The following is a 16,958-nucleotide window of genomic DNA, read 5'->3' as shown; positions in this document are numbered from 1 at the left end:
AGCTTGTGGATTAAGCTTTGATGGACGAAATAAATGCGGGGATTTGGTTGAGATAATCCTGATCTTTTAACCGTTTAACAAATGCAGTACCTATGATAGCTCCTGCAGTATCTCTAGTAGCCTTTTGAAAGGTTGTTTTATCAGAAATACCGAATCCGACAATCAAAGGGTTTTTTAAGTGAAGGTCATTTACTCGCTTGAAATAAGCTGCTGTATTGTCTCCGACATCGAGTGTTTTACCGGTTGTAGCATTTGAAGAAAGTAAATAGATAAAGCTCCTTGAAAGGCTGTCTATTTTTCTGATTCGTTCCGTCGATGTCTGGGGTGTTACAATAAATACATTGGCCACTCCATTTTTCTCGAATGTTCCTTTATAGAAGTCTTCATATTCATCCATAGGTAGATCCGGTATAATCGCTCCGGCTACACCTACATTTTTACATGCTTCACAAAATTTTTCAACACCGAATTGTAACACAGGATTAAAATATCCCATGAGAAATACAGGGATGCTGATATGTTCACGGAGGTCATTCAATTGGTCGAACAGCTTTTCTAGCGTCATACCGTTTTCCAAAGCAATTTCTGAACTGTGCTGAATGACAGGTCCGTCCGCTACCGGATCGGAATAGGGAAAACCAATTTCCAGAAAGTCCGCTCCGGCTTCTTCCAATTTCTTGGCAATACTTATTGTACTGTCCAATGTTGGATACCCAGCTGTAAAATATATCGATAAAAGGGGAGTGCCTTCTTTTTTTTCAATTGTATTCATGACTTAAAAATCAAAGTATTTCATATAATTATCCAGATCCTTATCGCCTCGGCCAGAAAGACAGATAACGACGGTCTCATCACCTTTAAAAGGAATTTTCTCTAAATAAGCAAGCGCATGGGCACTTTCAATAGCCGGTATGATACCTTCTAAACGTGTAAGTTCAAGACCGGCACGCATGGCTTCGTCATCAGTCACACTGACGTAGCTACCTCTACCGGATTTGAATAACCAGGCGTGCTGCGGACCAATTCCGGGATAGTCGAGCCCAGCGGATATGGAATACGGTTCTATGACCTGACCATCTGCTGTTTGCATGAGGATGGAGCGACTTCCATGCAAGACTCCTTCTTTTCCTAACGCTGTTGTAGCTGCGGATTCGCCTGAATCAACACCGTGACCCGCGGCCTCTACGGCATACAATTGAACCGATTCTTCATCCAAGTAATGATAGAACATCCCTGCCGCATTGGAGCCTCCTCCAACACAAGCCAATACGATATCTGGATTTTCTCTTCCTGTTTTTGTCAAGAGCTGTTTTTTCGTTTCTTCAGAAATAATTGACTGAAAGCGAGCAACCATATCGGGATAAGGGTGTGGTCCCACAACCGACCCAATGATATAATGGGTGTCGACAGGGTTGTTGATCCAATCCCTTAACGCTTCATTGGTGGCATCCTTTAGTGTTTTGGAGCCCGAGGTCGCAGGAATAACTTCGGCACCCATCATTTTCATCCGTGCTACATTTGGAGCTTGACGCTGAATATCAACTTCTCCCATGTACACTGCACATTGTATCCCTTTCAGCGCACAAACGGTAGCTGTGGCAACGCCATGCTGTCCTGCGCCTGTCTCCGCGATGATGCGCTTTTTACCCAGGCGTTCCGCTAATAGAATTTGGCCAATGGTATTGTTAATTTTATGCGCTCCGGTATGGTTCAGATCCTCCCGTTTTAAGTAAATCGTAGTTCCATATTTTTGAGAAAGACGCTTGGCATGATATAACGGAGAAGGGCGTCCGACATAATCTCTTAGCAGTTGGTTAAATTCCTCCTGAAAGCTCTCTTCTTCGATAATTTTGAGATATTCTTCACGTAGCTCTTTCACATTTGGATAGAGCATCTCAGGGATATAGGCTCCTCCAAAGGGACCATAATATCCTTTTTCATTGACTTGATATATACTCATTTTTTAATAGTATTTATACTTTGGCTTAATAGCTCAATATCTTTTAAGCCGGGTTCTACTTCAAATTTTGAATTTAAATCCAATGCATATAGCCGTGGATCATTTCTTTCTAGCGCTGTTTTAATATTTTCGGGATCCAAACCACCGCTAAGAAAATAGGGGGTAGTAAGTTTGTATTGGTCCAGGAGGGACCAGTCAAATTGTAATCCTGTACCGCCGTAAGAACTGCTTTTCGTATCAAATAAAAAGTAATCTATAGTATTAGCGTAAGAATCTAAAGCTATCCAATCAAAATCTTGATCAATTCCGAAAGCTTTGACGATCGTCGCTTTTGATTTTTCTCTCAATTCGCGGCAGAATTCTACAGATTCGTCTCCATGTAGCTGAATTGCATTTAAATTAAATTCAGTTTTTTTAATAAGAATTTCTGAGAGACTTGCATTGACGAAAACTCCAACCTTGTTTAGGTTCTCAAGCTCTCTTACATATATTGAAGAGTTTTCGCCAACGTAACGTTTGGATTGATCATAAAATATAAATCCCATATAGTCCACTCCCAGAGAAGCTACAGCCGCTATATTATCGGGATATTTCATACCACAAACTTTTACTTTGACCGCCATTTTATTTTTTGATTATTTTTTGGAAACTGCGCAGGGCTTTCCCTTCCATCAATGAACTTTCTGCTTCATAAAAACAGTCGCCAAAAGTTTTTTCGGGGTTAAAGGTCTTAATTGCAAATGCGGCGTTGGTCAAAACAACATTGTTCTGCACATCTGTACCCTGATTGTTCAATATCGATAAGAATGTCCGGGCGGCATCTGCTATCGTTTCACCACCCGTCAATTCCTGTGCTGAGACTGGGGTAAAACCAAGCTCTTCCATGTTGTAGTAATTTTCCCCTTGGTTGTTGATTAACTTAAAATCACCGGTCATGGATATCTCGTCATAACCGTCCAAAGCATGAATAATGGAATATTGTTTGTTGGTGTTTTGGTATAAATAACCATACAGTCTTGCCAATTCTAAACTAAATACACCAACAGACTGAAATCTAGGATTGGAAGGATTTGTCAATGGCCCTAGCATGTTAAAGAAAGTCTTAACACCCAATGCACGACGTATCGGGGCAACAGTTTTCATTGCAGGGTGAAACAATGGTGCATGGAGAAAACAGATGTTGGCTTCATCAAGCTGGCGTTGTAGTTCAGCCTTATCGTTGCTGAATTGATAGCCTAAATATTCCATGACATTGGAAGAACCACAGCTCGAAGATACCCCGATATTACCGTGTTTTGCGACATGGTAACCAGCCCCAGCTGTGATAAAAGATGCTATTGTCGAGATATTAAAGGTATTTTTACCATCCCCACCTGTACCGCAAAGGTCAATTAAATCATAACCGTTAAAATCCAGCTTGAGGCATAAATCATACATCGCATCCCTAAACCCGCCAAGCTCTTCAACGCGAATGCTGCGCATACCATAAGCGGTCATAAATGCCGCAATTTGGTGACTGTCATATTTGCCCATGGCAATATTGGTTAGAATCTCGTAGGCTTCTTGTCGAGAAAATGTCTTGTATTCAAATAAATGCGCTAAAATTTCTTTCATGGTAATTTAAATAAAAAAGGCTTACCTTATTTAGGCAAGCCCATCATATCTTGATGTATTAATCAAATAATGCAATAGGAGTTTGCCACAACGTTATTCGTTGTGCCACCACCAAGCTTTATTTGATACAGTTATTTTCATTGTTATTTTTATTAATACAAATATGGTTGATAGAATTATAAAATGCAAGTGTTTTTATTGAAAAATTTTTAAGAAAGCATCATTAGCTTAATATTGCTCACAAATATGTTGTAAAGTATAATTTGGTAAGAGTGTATTAATGTTGCTCTGACGGCGAAATTTGAGCGAAGGACACATAGACGGTCCGTTAAATAGGCGCATAAAGAAAATTAATAAAAAACAAAATGAGCTTTGTTATTGCCTTTGGAGACTAATGTGAGCGATGCAATTTTTTTATCACGAATGACTACAGCAAATACAAAACGTTTGCGATATTTGACAAAGTAAACTTGCTGCGGGTCAATACCTTCTAGATCTATGTCGCTTGTTTCTTTCCTTCCCGCTTGATCAAAGCTTAGATATTCCAATTTTTTAATATCCTTACTTTGTATATTTATCCTGACTTCATCAATACTCGCCAATAAGTACTCCTGCATATCTTTCTCTTGTTTTTCTGCTGTTATTAGGTCTTGACTTAAAATAACATCGGTAGCTAGCGTAGGATCATTTAATCGATGGACGAACCTTTTTAAAACAACACTATTTTCATTGGCAATTTGTTGTTCTTGTGCAAATGAGCTTTGGATAACTATACAGCTTATAAACAAAAACAATAATAGTTTTAATTTAATCTTCATACCTATGAGACTTGTCTTTATTATAATGGATTAAAACTATAAAATAAAAACCTTTTGATACCGCATACAAGCTACACTGTATTGTCTACGAATGGCAAGAGCAGCCCTAAATAAAAAACGCCTTTATTTTAAAGGCGTTTTCTATTTTTTAGTATTCATCTTCATTGAAGAAGAAATCGTCTTTTGTTGGATAGTCGGGCCAAATTTCTTCGATATTTTCATATGGCTCGCCATCATCCTCAAGAGATTGTAAGTTTTCAATCACCTCAACAGGTGCACCCGAACGAATAGCGTAATCGATTAATTCATCTTTTGTTGCTGGCCACGGTGCATCTTCTAGATGCGAAGCTAATTCTAATGTCCAATACATATAAAAACAATTTAAGTTCTCTATTTTCGCAAAACTATGATTTAATTTAACTTAAGCAAGTAAATTGCATGTTATTTTTGAGCTTGTAGTCTAAGTTATTGATTTATAGCTATATAATATTTTTAAATATTCTCGAAATCACTTCCCTTTTCATTTAAAGCATTCAATCTTGGGGACACTGATTTTATATCTGGATTAGGATAATCATTTTCAATCAGCCCATCGCGCATACGTACAATACGATGTGCATGTAATGCGATATCTTCTTCGTGTGTAACTAGAATAATGGTATTACCTTTGGAGTGAATTTCTTCCAGTAGACCCATAATTTCAATAGAAGTTTTGGTGTCAAGGTTTCCTGTTGGCTCATCGGCAAGTATAATGGAAGGATCGTTGATCAATGCTCTTGCGACAGCAACACGTTGTCGTTGTCCGCCTGAGAGTTCGTTAGGTCTATGATCCATACGGTGTCCTAAGCCAACACTTTCCAACGCTGCAGTGGCTTTTTCCTCACGTCTATTTTTATTATAGCCCGCGTAAATTAGGGGAAGCGCAACATTTTCAAGTGCTGTATTCTTTGGTAATAGGTTAAATGTTTGAAAGACAAAACCAATTTCTTTGTTCCTTACTTCTGCAAGTTCATCGTCAGTCATGTCACTCACATTAATCCCATTGAGGATGTATTCTCCTCGGCTTGGCGTATCCAAGCAACCTAGAATATTCATTAACGTGGATTTTCCTGAGCCCGAGGGCCCCATTAAGGCGACAAATTCTCCTTTATGGATATTGAGCGTTACGGAGCTTAAGGCATGAATTGTTTCAGCGCCAATCTGGTATTCTCTGGCAATATCCTTGATTTCGATTAAGATCTTTCCTGACATATTTTTTGGAGATTCTCTAGGTTATGAAAATACGATTTATTCTTCATAATCCAATAAGAATGCATTTTGTCATATACCACTTTTTCTAGTTCTGATGCATTATCATCGTTAAAATTTGTTGTTTCTATCGGATTGAACACATGAATTTTAACAACTCCTGGTCTGGAGCCCCTTTTTGATCCATCATCGAAAAAGATATCCCAGGCATTTTCTATGATAATGGGCACTGTGGGAACATCATTCTGAACAGCGATTCGAAAGGCTCCGGATTTAAATGCGTGAATCTGTGGAGGGAAACTATCATCGATTTTTCCTTCTGGAAAGATAACGACACTTCTGCCATTTCGGACGAGTTCATTGGCACGTTGAAAAGCCTTGAAAGAAGATACTTTACTTTTTCTTGTGACCGGAATGTCTATTGTTTTAAAAAAAATGCGTGTAACCGGATTTTTAAGCAGAGAAGCTTTTCCAATAAATGAAAAAGGAGCGGGGCACAAGTAGGTGAGGGCTGTTATATCCAACACGGAGGTATGATTGGGGCACAATACCATGGAACGATTCCAATCTATTTTTGATTCATAGGTAACCTTGAAAAATACACCCGCTAGGGCAGAACCACCAATCGATACCCAGCGCCGCATACGGGCAATCCGAGCATAATTTTTTTCAGGGCGTCGTGCTAAAAAATAGATATAAGGGAAAAACAGAAGAAAAACAAGTAGAACGCTGATAAAATACCAATACCGATGGAGTTTTTTGAGCAATAAGATCATACAAGTCGACTAATTTTGACCTAAAGTAAAGAAAGAAAATGGATAATTAATTATACATTTTCTTTTTTAGTCTACTGTAAACCCATATTTCTTGTAAATATCCATGGCCGTTGCAGAGTTTATGAATTTTAAGAAGTCATCTGCTGCCTGTGCATGGGACGCGTTTTTCAGTTTTGCAGCAACGTAAGTTGCAGTTGTATTTTGTGCATCCGGAATGATAATGCCTTCGACAGGATGGCCAATTAGTTTTTGGTAAACGACTTCAGAAGCCCAAACTGGAGCCGCATCAGCTTGTCCATACAATACACGCATGGGGCTTTCGCGATGGTGGATCTTAGTCAGATAAGTGCTGCCGTCTTTGACCTTATCTTCCATGATTTTTTTGACAAGTTGTTCGCCCCCAGCTTTTCTATAGGATGCTTTGATCTGCTCCCCAATTCCTTCCCATTGGGGATTAGGCATGCTGATACGAACTTTGTCATTCCCCAGATCATTCAATGTGCTGATATTAGCGGGATTTCCTTTTGGAACCATCAAACAGATATTGTTATAGCAATACACCTGCGTATGGCTAAAATAATCTGCCATTTCGTTGATCGCCCGTTTACTCGCTGTGTAAATATCGGGTTTATGCGTAATGCGTAGATTGCCTATCGTGATTGAACCGCCTTTAATCTGCTTGGCTAAAATGCCTGGTGGCAGTGTTTCAACAAAAATACGTTTGTATTGTGGGTATTCTTTTTTGAATGATGCGAGTAGATCATCGACGACCATAAATTGATTGCCAGCGAAAAAAACGGTAAGCTGCGGATTCTCGATATCACCATATAAATCTGGAATATTGTCTATCCCGGGTACCGTAAAATTTAGCGCCGATTCTGGTGGAGTATTCCAGGGTGGGTCAAAACGATGTTCTTGTGCCTTAATTTCCTGAACACCCAATAATGCTATTGTTAGACCAAGCAGTAGAAAATTTTTCATTATACTATGGTTTAATGATAACCCAACCTTCATTGGCGCGTAAGATTAATTCACCATTTCCGCTAGGAACATAGCCTATAAAATCAAATAGCTCTTCTTTGGCAATATGTCTCTCTTCCAACGTATTTAGGCATTGCGCTACGATAACGCCTTTCTCGACGAGATTTTTCAAGGGTTTTTCGTATTGGCTGTTCTTTTTTAGGAAGGCTTCGGTACCACCAGAAAATGCAACCAATTCAATTTGTAAACGTCCTTTTAATCGTGGGTCCTTCAGGACATTGTTAATATTGCGAATTGCTTTTTCAATTGTTTTTGGATCATTGCTGTCCAGTTGATAGATCGCTATATACGCTTTTTTCTTCGCAACGGCACCGCTGTATTGATGGTTATCGAGCAACAATTTATTGTCCTGTGCTTTCGCTTGAATAGTCATTATCGCTAATAAAATACAAGCGATTGTAAATTGTTTTTTCATATTTATTATTGATGTAATGGGGTATGCGTGTTAAAAATTAAAAGGTCCGAGTTTATGTTGTTCTATGCTAACGTTATCGGCATAAGGTGGATAGGGGCTATCTTTGGGTTTTTTGCTTAGATTAGGATAGTCCAGTTGCTTGTCTGTTTTTTGAGGTCTATCGAAAGAATTGATATATGCCGCCACATCATAGGCTTCGTCGTCTTTCAACTGCGGTGCATCATACGTTGCGCCTAAAGGCATATTCGCTTTGATAAAACGGGCCGCGGTAAGCAATCGTGCCATCCCAGCGCCATCATTGTAGCTGTCTTTCCCCCATAAGGGAGGATATTGATATCCTTTTCCAGCCGCTTGAAGAATACCTTGTCCATCCTTTCCATGACAACTGGCACATTTGTTCTCAAAAACCAGCTGACCATGTTTTAAGTCCGCCGCACGGTTGGGAATATCCATTTTTATAAATCCTTGGCCTGCCAACCGACCTTTATTAACTGTATTCACGCTGATGTTCTTGATATAGGTAATGATAGCTCTCATCTCTTTTCCGTTTTCTGGGATGGCACGGCCGTTTATGCTTCGCTCAAAACAACCATTAATACGTTCTTCGAGTGATTCAATCTTATTTTCCCTTGAAATATACGTTGGGAAGACATTCGTGAGCCCAACATATGGAGCCGCAAAAGATTTTGTGCCGCCATTGAGATGGCAGCTACTGCAGGCTAGCTTGTTACCAATTTTGACCTCGCCATTATAGAAATAGTCGTATGTATTTCTGATCAGCTTTTCACCATAGCTGGCCATTTTACCTTCGGGACTATCTTTGAAAGCGATTTCCTTAAATTGGGAAACGTGCGTAATGAGTGAATCGCTGTGTATTTCAATAGCGTCTATTTGCCTTTGGTGTTCCTCATATTTTAACGGAAATACACATAAGGTTGTACAGGTAATCACCAATGCTACAATGATCCAGCTGAGTGCTTTTAAGTAATTTGTGAGTTTCTTATAATCCATTACGCTAATTCATTTGTACAAATCTAAGCGGCTTTAATCTGGAATTAAAACGAAGTTTGTTTATGAGACATAACATTTGGTTATAACTTGAGGTTTTGCCGTAGACAGAATTGCAGAAACTGCTGGGGCGTACCAGCGAGCCCTCCATATAAATGGGTAAAATAGAAATAGCGTTCTATTGTCAATTGCGGAATATCGACAATAGTCAATAATTTATTTAATACTTCTGTTTGAACTGTATGGATCGATAAAAAAGCAAAGCTATTGCGACGGGCAAGGTAGCCTTTAATACTCTCCGTTGAAGGCAAGATCATTTCTATTTGTAATTCAGATAGATTGATGCGGTTATCTTTTAGTGCGTTTTCAATAATTTTCCGTGTACCCGAGCCCTGCTCGCGTAATACCAAGGGTAAGCGTGTGATATCGGGTAATGTTGGATTTTCTAATCGATATAATAGTGGGTTTTGGCTATTTGTGACAAGAACTAGTTCATCTTTCATAAAAGGAATGTATTTTAGGGCTCGGTTGTCGGTAGATCCCTCCGTAATACCTAAATCCAATGATTTATCAATAAGCTGTTCCTCAATGCTGCGGCTATTGGATTGAAAAGATTGGATACGATTGTTGGGATATTGCGATAGAAAATCGGCAAGTAGAGCAGGTAAAACATATTGGGATATGGTTGTACTGGCTCCTAAAACCAGATTTCCTTTTCTTCCTTCCTGTAATTCCTGTAGTTCTTGGCCAGCCTGATTATAAAGTGTTATAATTTGTTGGGCATATTTATATAAAATTTGACCTGCATCAGTGAGATTAAGATTATTCCCCTTTCGTTCGAATAGCGGTATTCCGAGTCTCTTTTCCAGTTCTTGGATATTTTTGCTTACTGCCGGTTGCGATATGAAGAGTGCCGAAGCAGTTTTGGTGAAATTAAGGTGCTGCGCTGCAGTATAAAAAACAATTAAGCGAAAATCGAAATCCATAAAACGATAAAGGGTTATTTCTAAAATTTAAAAATAACCCTTTATCGAATGAAAAACTAAATTATTTACTGAGTTCTGCGTAATATTTATGAAATAATGGAATTGTTGAAATTCCCATGAGGTAATTCTCAATACCATATTTTTCATTTGGCGAGTGTAGGTTGTCACTATCCAAGCCAAAGCCCAAAAGCACTGTTTTTAATCCTAATACTTCTTCAAAAAGAGCAACGATTGGAATAGAACCTCCACCACGTGTAGGGATAGGCTGAACACCAAATGTTTCATGCAGGGCTTTTTCTGCAGCTTTGTAAGCGACGCTGTCAGTCGGTGTCACAACTGGTTCACCACCATGGTGAGGCTTGACCTCTACCTTTACATAATCTGGTGCAATAGCTTCAAAATGTTTTTTGAAAAGCTCCGTAATACGGTGAGAGTTTTGGTTTGGAACAAGACGCATGGAGATTTTCGCATTCGCTTTTGATGGAAGTACGGTTTTGGCGCCTTCACCGATATAACCACCCCAGATACCATTTACCTCCAAGGTTGGTCGAATACCGGTGCGTTCTAATGTTGTGAAACCTTTTTCTCCCCAGACATTTTGAATACCAAGGTCTGCTTTGTATGCTTCAATGTCAAAAGGCGCTTCATTTAAAGCTTTACGTTCTTCGGCAGTTAATTCGACAACGTCATCATAGAATCCTGGAATAGCGATATGATTGTTTTCATCATGTAATGACGCGATCAATTTTGCTAATATGGTGGCCGGATTGGCTACCGCTCCACCATATACGCCAGAGTGTAAATCTCTGTTCGGACCAGTAACTTCCACTTCGACATAAGACAACCCACGTAAACCAGTTTCTAAGGAAGGTTGCTCCATGCTAATCATCGATGTATCCGAAATAACGATAACATCAGCTTTCAGTCTTTCTGTATTTTCTTTAACAAAGGTGCCTAAATTGACTGAGCCAACTTCCTCTTCACCTTCAATCATAAATTTGACGTTACAGGCCAAGGCATTATTTTTAATCATGTATTCGAAGGCTTTTACATGCATATAAAACTGACCTTTGTCGTCGGCAGAACCACGCGCATAAATTTTGCCATCACGGACCGTCGGTTCGAAAGGAGGGGTATCCCACAACTCATATGGGTCGGCAGGTTGTACGTCGTAATGACCATAAGTCAATACAGTAGGTAGTGCCGGATCAATAATTTTTTCTCCATAAACGATTGGATTACCAGCAGTAGGACAAACTTCTACATTGTCGGCTCCGGCTTCACGCAATTTCTCAGCAACAAATTCAGCAGTTTTTTTGACATCTCCTTTGAATTTAGGATCGGCACTTACTGATGGTAAACGCAATAAATCAAACAACTCATCCAAAAAACGTTGTTTGTTTGCTTCTACATATTCTTTAATGTTTTGCATATTGTTTGTGTTTGAAACAAATTTACACAAATCGACACATTTAACTCAATTTGTTGTAACCTTTTCGGGAATGGCTGTGACTAATGTAAAAACGAATTCAAATAATTATGGAAAAGCAATCAGTAGCAGCCATCTTGGGCGTAGGATTATTTACTTGTATTACATTGTGTGTATATTTTATTATGCGTTATCGAAGCGCTACGGTACACCTTCCTAACGAAAGTAGGAAAAAGGAGTCTTTGGATTGGCAAAAACCTGGGATTTTGGTGCTTGGTATAGGAATAGGATTATTCATTGTGGGAATTTTGGACAACTACATGAATACTGATTTGCCTGATTCTCTTGCCGTAGCAATTTTGATTATTTCTGCGGGCGTTGCAATGATAATTGCTAACCGATTGGATAAAAAACGCGATATTTAACCCGCCAATGGATGAAATCTATATTCGAAAAGTTCTGTCAGGTGATGTGGAGTCTTATCGTTATTTTATAAAAACGTATAAGGATATGGCATTTTCTGTCGCTCTTTCTATTGTGAAGGAAGAGCATTTGGCAGAAGATGCCGTTCAGGATGCATTTATAAAATGCTATCAATCGCTGTCTTCCTTTAAAGGGAAATCTAAATTTAGTACCTGGTTTTACCGGATTGTGGTGCATGTGGCTTTTAATGCCGTTCGACATAAGAAACTGGACCTGGTCAATTTTGATCTTTCCCAACATGACATATCGCATGAGGATTCTGTATTGGATGAAATAATCGCGCATGAAAGAAAAGAAATGATCAACGATGCACTCACTATACTGCCCGCACGGGAGTCTGTTGCATTACGTTTATTTTATTTGGAAGAACAGTCTATGGATGAAATCCAGGAAATTATGGGTTGGACATTGGCAAATACAAAAGTGATCTTACATCGGGCTCGTAAAAATATGCAGATCATCTTGAGTCAGTTAATAAAAAAAGCAGAGTATTATGGATAAGCAGCAGGAAAAATTCAGAAGGGTTATGCAAATGAGCAAAATAGAAATGCCATTCGACGATTTTGAACAACGGGTCATGGGCAGCATCTTAGCGCTTGAGAAAGATAAAAAGAAAGCGCTGTTAAATAAAAAGTATGCGATTACATTTTTTCTCCTTGGAACGATTTGCGGCATGATGCTCAATAATTATCTGATGGCCAAAATTCAAGTTGCAGATATAGCCCCCGATCTGAAAAATTATAGCACAATAGGCTGCCAGTTATCTTTTGCCCTATTGATATGTTTCTTCTGTCTTCAGTTGTGGCAGTTGATCTATATGCAACAGAAGAAACATTTTCCATTATAGTAAACGATCTTTTTTGTTGAATATGCATAGTCTGATTTTTTTGCGAAATCGACTTTCTATTTCGTTCAAATAGTGGGGGCGTGGGCCAAAATTATTTTTTTTAAAAATAAAATTAATTTTACTGTAACAAAACAGTAGTTTTATCTACTAATGATATATTGATATTAATTTACTATCCAACAATTTTATGAAGAGAGTTTTACAAATGCTCTTGTTTTTCATTTTTGCTATCCCTGGTTTGGCTTCGGGTCAATCCAAGATTGCTGGAAAAATAAGTGATGTAAAGGACCAACTAAAGTTATCAGACGCAACAGTCATGCTATTGACTGCCAAAGATTCCATATTGACCGGCTTTACCCGATCGGATGAAAATGGTCTGTTTTCATTGACCAAGCCTGATACAGGAGCTTATGTACTCATTGTGAGTTATCCCAAATATGGTGATTTTTACACGGAGATCCAATCCGGTGTGGACTATTCCAAATTGGCTATTGGTCTAACCAATACAGCCACATTATTACAAGAAGTTATTGTTACTGGCCGTATACCAATTACCATTAAAGGGGATACCACTGAGTATGATGCCGGCAGTTTTAAAGTGGAGAAGAATGCCAAGGTGGAAGACCTGTTGAAAGCATTGCCTGGTATCACGGTTGATGCATCTGGAAAAATTACTGCACAGGGTAAAACAGTAAAAAAAGTATTGGTAGACGGAGAGGAATTTTTCGGCGATGATCCGACGTTGGTAACACGCAATATCCGATCGGATATGGTCGATAAAGTACAGGTTTATGAGAAAAAATCGGAACAGGCCGAGCGAACTGGAGTCGATGATGGGCAGCGTGAACAGACCATCAACGTCAAGCTGAAAGACGGTTCCAAAAATGGTATGTTCGGTAAAGCACTCATTGGTGGAGGAACCGATGATTACTATATGGGGCAATTGATGTTGAACAAGTTTAAGGGCTCGCAGAAAATATCAGTTTACGGTCTTTTTGGTAATAATGGTACTACCAGTATGAACTGGCAGGATGCACAAAAGTATGGTGGTGATTCAGGTGTATCCTATGGCGATGACGGATCGATGAGCTGGTCTAATTTTACGGACCCTTTTTCTGGACAAGGAGTTATCGGTGTGCCGCGTGCCATAAATTCAGGCGTTAACTTCTCGGATAAATTTGATAAGGATAAACATACAGTCAACATAAACTATAAATATGGAAGATTGAGTAGCGATGGAAATGAGGAAACGATTATGACGGGTTTGATCAATAACAAATCGGTGAAGAATGTCGATTCTGAAAATGATCAGCATCGTGCCAATCTAAAATATGATCTGAAATTAGATTCGTTAAACCTTTTAACGATAAGGGGGGGAGCATCAAGAAAAAATCTTTGGTCAAATAATACGCGTGAGGCGTATCAGTTTGGCCAAAACGCAGATACGACCATTGCTGAAAGTACAAGTGAATTAGTTAAAAATAACATTAATGAGTTTGATTTGAGCACCTATTTCACCCATAAGTTCAAGAAAAAAGGACGCTCCTTTACATTTGATGGTCAATGGAAACGCAATGAGATGAAAGGTACCGGACATTTAAAGTCGGACCTGAGAAATTATAGCCTAAAAACAGATTCTACGACCGATCAAAGTAAAGTACGTAACAATACAAGTAATGTGCTAAGTGCTTCAATTTCCTATACTGAACCCTTAACCAATAGCTGGAACCTTGTGGTTGGAACAGGAATTGAGCAAAGTAACAGTAGTTCTCTTGTGGAGTCATTCAATAAAGATGATGATGGCAATTATACTCAACTGGATCGTCGTTTCAGTAATAATTATGATTTCGATAGAAGTAGTAACAGGTACAAATTGGCTATAGTCCATACAAGCGAAAAATTTAAGTTCACTGTGGCCAATAATTTCAATAATGATAAATTGAAACAGTTCAATAATTATACAAGTGAGGGGATTACAAGAAGTTACTTTACGTACAATCCAAATGTAAGTGCAGGCTATTCTTTTACGAAAAGTAAGGGGGTATGGCTGAACTATACCGGTAAAAACCAATTGCCTTCCTTGAGTCAGATCCAACCGATATTAGATAACTCGGACCAGATTAATCGGTATCTGGGGAATGAAAACCTAAAACCTTCGTTTAAAAATTCCTTAAATCTGAACTATAACTCATTTCGCGTGCTGACCGGAAACTATATCTATGTCGGGGGTAATATTTCTACCGAAAAGAACCCGATAACACAAAATATTGATACATTGAACGGGATCAATACATATACTTGGAATAATGTTGATGGTAAGACAAATACTTCGCTGAACGTGTGGTCTGGCGTTTATTTTAAGTTGAGCAAAAAACTTGGCCTTTCAAACTCGCCACAGTTTTACGTAAATATGAGTGACAACTATAATATGTTCAATCACCAATTGAATAAAGTAAATACCACGAACTTTAATTTTACGTATAATTTTAAAAGGGATACCAAGACAGGTTTAAATTTTGACCTGAACTTTAGTCCACAATATCGTTTGATGAAATCAAGTTTGGAACGCAATACCAATAGCAATGGTTTCGTATTCGCTTCCAACGGAAGTGTGGAGTATTTCTTCAACAAAACATTTAAGGTTTACACGAATTATACCTACTCCTATGAGGCAGCGACCAAAGCTTTTGATGAGAAGTTTGAGCAGTTTTTGTTGCATCCGGGTGTGAGTAAGAAATTCCTTAAAAATGAATCGTTGGTGCTGGATTTTACAATCAACGATGTTCTTAATCAAAACAAAGGCTTTAGTCGTTCGGCATCGACTTCAGTCTTTACGCAACGTCGATATGATACGATACGCAGATATTATATGCTTAAACTTTCATGGGATTTTACAAAAATGTTTTTATAAAATATTAAGCAAGATACAATGTTAAAATATATCTTTTTTCTCCTTTTCTGTTGTTCTGCCCTAGGTCTAAAAGCGCAGTATGTTTTATTTGGACGAGCTGGGACTATTTCCTACGACAAAACGATGTACATGAAGAATATCGTAAATAAAAAATTCATCGCTAAGGCTGATGAAAATTCTAAACAGTTTTTTGAGCGTATAGTGCCTAGGCTACCTGAAAGTGCCGTGTTAAAGAAGTCAATGAAATTCAATACCACAGAGACCTTTTTCGAATCGCTAAAAGATGAGAGCCTGGATGCGGAGATAAAGCAGTATATTATGATGTTTGCGCTAGACTTCGATGCGGCAACACTTTCAAACATGTTGAACCGATCGTTTTTAAGATACAATGATATCGTTGGTGAAAAAATCATCGTTCAAGATTCTATGAAGCATATCAAATGGAAAATCACAGATGAGTATCGTGAAATCGCTGGTTACAATTGTAGGAGAGCCAATGGGATTACACCTGACTCTATTTATGTTATTGGATACTATTGCAATGAAATTCCCATCAGTGGCGGTCCCGAATCTATCAATGGTCTCCCTGGTATGATTTTAGGCTTAGTGGTACCAAGTCAGCATGTTTCTTATTTTGCAACGAAAGTAGAATTTAGTAACACGGTAGTGATAGATAAAAAGAAATTTGAGAATACAAAGGTGAAGCGGATGACTAGAAAGGCGATGACAGATCAAATGACGAGTGTCCTATCGCAACACATGAATAAAGAAACCGTTCAGTTTATTATGGAACTTGGTAATTTGTAAACATCGCAAATTCTGTTTCAATAATATAATGAGTATTCGTAACGAGCAGCATAAACAGCTCTTCCCTTGAAGAGCTGTTTGTTTTAATTAGATAATCACCAAAGATTTTTTACTCAGCCATTTGCGGCATGCATCAAATATCTTCGCGACTAATATCGAATACAGTGCTATTATCCTTTTGTCAGCAAAGTTTGTTAATAAAAAGTAAAACCATAGGCGGAAAAACGCCTTAGATGGACAGCAGGCTTCTTTTGAAGATTATTGAGAGATCAAAGTTTATGACAAGAAGACTGTATGCAACTTTTCACAAACCATCCAACAAAAAAAGGCCTTTCATATGAAAGGCCTTTTTTATGTTAACTTCGAAAAAGACTATTTTCCGTCGTTTTTCTTAGCAGTAACTTCGTTACGAATTTCTTGTGCTAAAGTTTTAATTTCTTGTAATCCTTTACGTACACGTGTACCAGCTGCAGAATTACCATTGTTGAAGAACTTGTCTGCATCAGCTTCGATAGAAGCTACTAACTCTTTTAATTTTACGTAGTTTTCCATTTTTTTATAATTATAATTTTAGTTTTTATGGTTTTTCCTAAACACTCCTTAAATATACAAAAA

19 protein-coding genes are annotated in these 16,958 nt (G+C 38.4%); 5 read left to right on the top strand and 14 right to left on the bottom strand.

From position 1 onward, the window contains the following. Positions 1 to 10 precede the first annotated feature (10 nt). The 13 genes from trpA to QE382_RS20725 form a co-directional block, all read right to left on the bottom strand. A complete protein-coding gene (gene trpA / locus QE382_RS20785; RefSeq protein ID WP_307187590.1) occupies positions 11 to 772 on the bottom strand; it encodes a tryptophan synthase subunit alpha in 762 nt (253 codons plus the stop codon). Positions 773 to 775: 3 nt separating this feature from the next. Beyond that, positions 776 to 1,960, bottom strand: coding sequence for a tryptophan synthase subunit beta (gene trpB, locus QE382_RS20780; RefSeq protein ID WP_307187589.1), 1,185 nt, complete (start codon positions 1,958 to 1,960; stop codon positions 776 to 778). Further along, entirely contained in the window at positions 1,957 to 2,583 is a 627-nt protein-coding gene (locus QE382_RS20775) for a phosphoribosylanthranilate isomerase (protein WP_307187588.1), read from the bottom strand. Before QE382_RS20775 ends, trpB begins: the two co-directional genes overlap by 4 nt. A 1-nt stretch (position 2,584) precedes the next feature. Next, positions 2,585 to 3,574, bottom strand: a complete 990-nt coding sequence (gene trpD / locus QE382_RS20770; RefSeq protein ID WP_307187587.1) for an anthranilate phosphoribosyltransferase — start codon at positions 3,572 to 3,574, stop codon at positions 2,585 to 2,587. 350 nt (positions 3,575 to 3,924) lie between these two features. Then, positions 3,925 to 4,392, bottom strand: coding sequence for a hypothetical protein (locus tag QE382_RS20765; protein ID WP_307187586.1), 468 nt, complete (start codon positions 4,390 to 4,392; stop codon positions 3,925 to 3,927). A 148-nt stretch (positions 4,393 to 4,540) separates the two neighbouring features. Then, positions 4,541 to 4,762, bottom strand: a complete 222-nt coding sequence (locus tag QE382_RS20760; protein WP_028072584.1) for a DUF2795 domain-containing protein — start codon at positions 4,760 to 4,762, stop codon at positions 4,541 to 4,543. A gap of 122 nt (positions 4,763 to 4,884) precedes the next feature. Next, positions 4,885 to 5,643 (bottom strand): ABC transporter ATP-binding protein, encoded by a 759-nt coding sequence (locus QE382_RS20755; protein ID WP_293956432.1) that lies wholly within the window; start codon positions 5,641 to 5,643, stop codon positions 4,885 to 4,887. Further along, positions 5,625 to 6,416, bottom strand: coding sequence for a lysophospholipid acyltransferase family protein (locus QE382_RS20750; protein ID WP_307187585.1), 792 nt, complete (start codon positions 6,414 to 6,416; stop codon positions 5,625 to 5,627). Before QE382_RS20750 ends, QE382_RS20755 begins: the two co-directional genes overlap by 19 nt. A 66-nt stretch (positions 6,417 to 6,482) precedes the next feature. Beyond that, positions 6,483 to 7,397, bottom strand: coding sequence for a molybdate ABC transporter substrate-binding protein (locus QE382_RS20745; RefSeq protein WP_307187584.1), 915 nt, complete (start codon positions 7,395 to 7,397; stop codon positions 6,483 to 6,485). A gap of 4 nt (positions 7,398 to 7,401) precedes the next feature. Beyond that, positions 7,402 to 7,872: a DsrE family protein gene (locus tag QE382_RS20740; RefSeq protein ID WP_307187583.1), complete on the bottom strand. Its 471-nt coding sequence runs from the start codon at positions 7,870 to 7,872 to the stop codon at positions 7,402 to 7,404. Between the two features lie 30 nt (positions 7,873 to 7,902). Beyond that, positions 7,903 to 8,883: a c-type cytochrome gene (locus QE382_RS20735; protein ID WP_307187582.1), complete on the bottom strand. Its 981-nt coding sequence runs from the start codon at positions 8,881 to 8,883 to the stop codon at positions 7,903 to 7,905. Between the two features lie 80 nt (positions 8,884 to 8,963). After that, on the bottom strand, positions 8,964 to 9,866 hold the full coding sequence (locus tag QE382_RS20730; protein ID WP_307187581.1) for a LysR substrate-binding domain-containing protein: 903 nt from the start codon (positions 9,864 to 9,866) through the stop codon (positions 8,964 to 8,966). Positions 9,867 to 9,927: 61 nt separating this feature from the next. After that, positions 9,928 to 11,298: a dipeptidase gene (locus QE382_RS20725; RefSeq protein ID WP_307187580.1), complete on the bottom strand. Its 1,371-nt coding sequence runs from the start codon at positions 11,296 to 11,298 to the stop codon at positions 9,928 to 9,930. 107 nt (positions 11,299 to 11,405) lie between these two features. On the opposite strand from QE382_RS20725, the gene QE382_RS20720 reads away from it, so the two are divergent. The 5 genes from QE382_RS20720 to QE382_RS20700 all read left to right on the top strand — a co-directional run bounded on the left by QE382_RS20720 (position 11,406) and on the right by QE382_RS20700 (position 16,343). Then, on the top strand, positions 11,406 to 11,720 hold the full coding sequence (locus QE382_RS20720; RefSeq protein ID WP_307187579.1) for a hypothetical protein: 315 nt from the start codon (positions 11,406 to 11,408) through the stop codon (positions 11,718 to 11,720). A 7-nt stretch (positions 11,721 to 11,727) separates the two neighbouring features. Next, entirely contained in the window at positions 11,728 to 12,279 is a 552-nt protein-coding gene (locus QE382_RS20715; protein WP_307187578.1) for an RNA polymerase sigma factor, read from the top strand. Next, on the top strand, positions 12,272 to 12,625 hold the full coding sequence (locus QE382_RS20710; protein WP_307187577.1) for a hypothetical protein: 354 nt from the start codon (positions 12,272 to 12,274) through the stop codon (positions 12,623 to 12,625). Before QE382_RS20715 ends, QE382_RS20710 begins: the two co-directional genes overlap by 8 nt. Positions 12,626 to 12,812: 187 nt before the next feature. Continuing rightward, positions 12,813 to 15,536, top strand: coding sequence for an outer membrane beta-barrel protein (locus QE382_RS20705; RefSeq protein ID WP_307187575.1), 2,724 nt, complete (start codon positions 12,813 to 12,815; stop codon positions 15,534 to 15,536). Positions 15,537 to 15,554: 18 nt separating this feature from the next. Then, positions 15,555 to 16,343 (top strand): GLPGLI family protein, encoded by a 789-nt coding sequence (locus QE382_RS20700; RefSeq protein ID WP_307187574.1) that lies wholly within the window; start codon positions 15,555 to 15,557, stop codon positions 16,341 to 16,343. Between the two features lie 372 nt (positions 16,344 to 16,715). On the opposite strand, the gene QE382_RS20695 is transcribed toward QE382_RS20700, so the two are convergent. Next, complete coding sequence (locus QE382_RS20695) at positions 16,716 to 16,895, bottom strand: BF3379 family histone-like protein (protein ID WP_046674057.1); 180 nt, start codon at positions 16,893 to 16,895, stop codon at positions 16,716 to 16,718. Between the last annotated feature and the right edge of the window lie 63 nt (positions 16,896 to 16,958).

It is taken from the genome of Sphingobacterium zeae (assembly GCF_030818895.1).
GTDB lineage: Bacteria > Bacteroidota > Bacteroidia > Sphingobacteriales > Sphingobacteriaceae > Sphingobacterium > Sphingobacterium zeae.
This window is presented reverse-complemented; position numbering and strand designations above follow the sequence as displayed.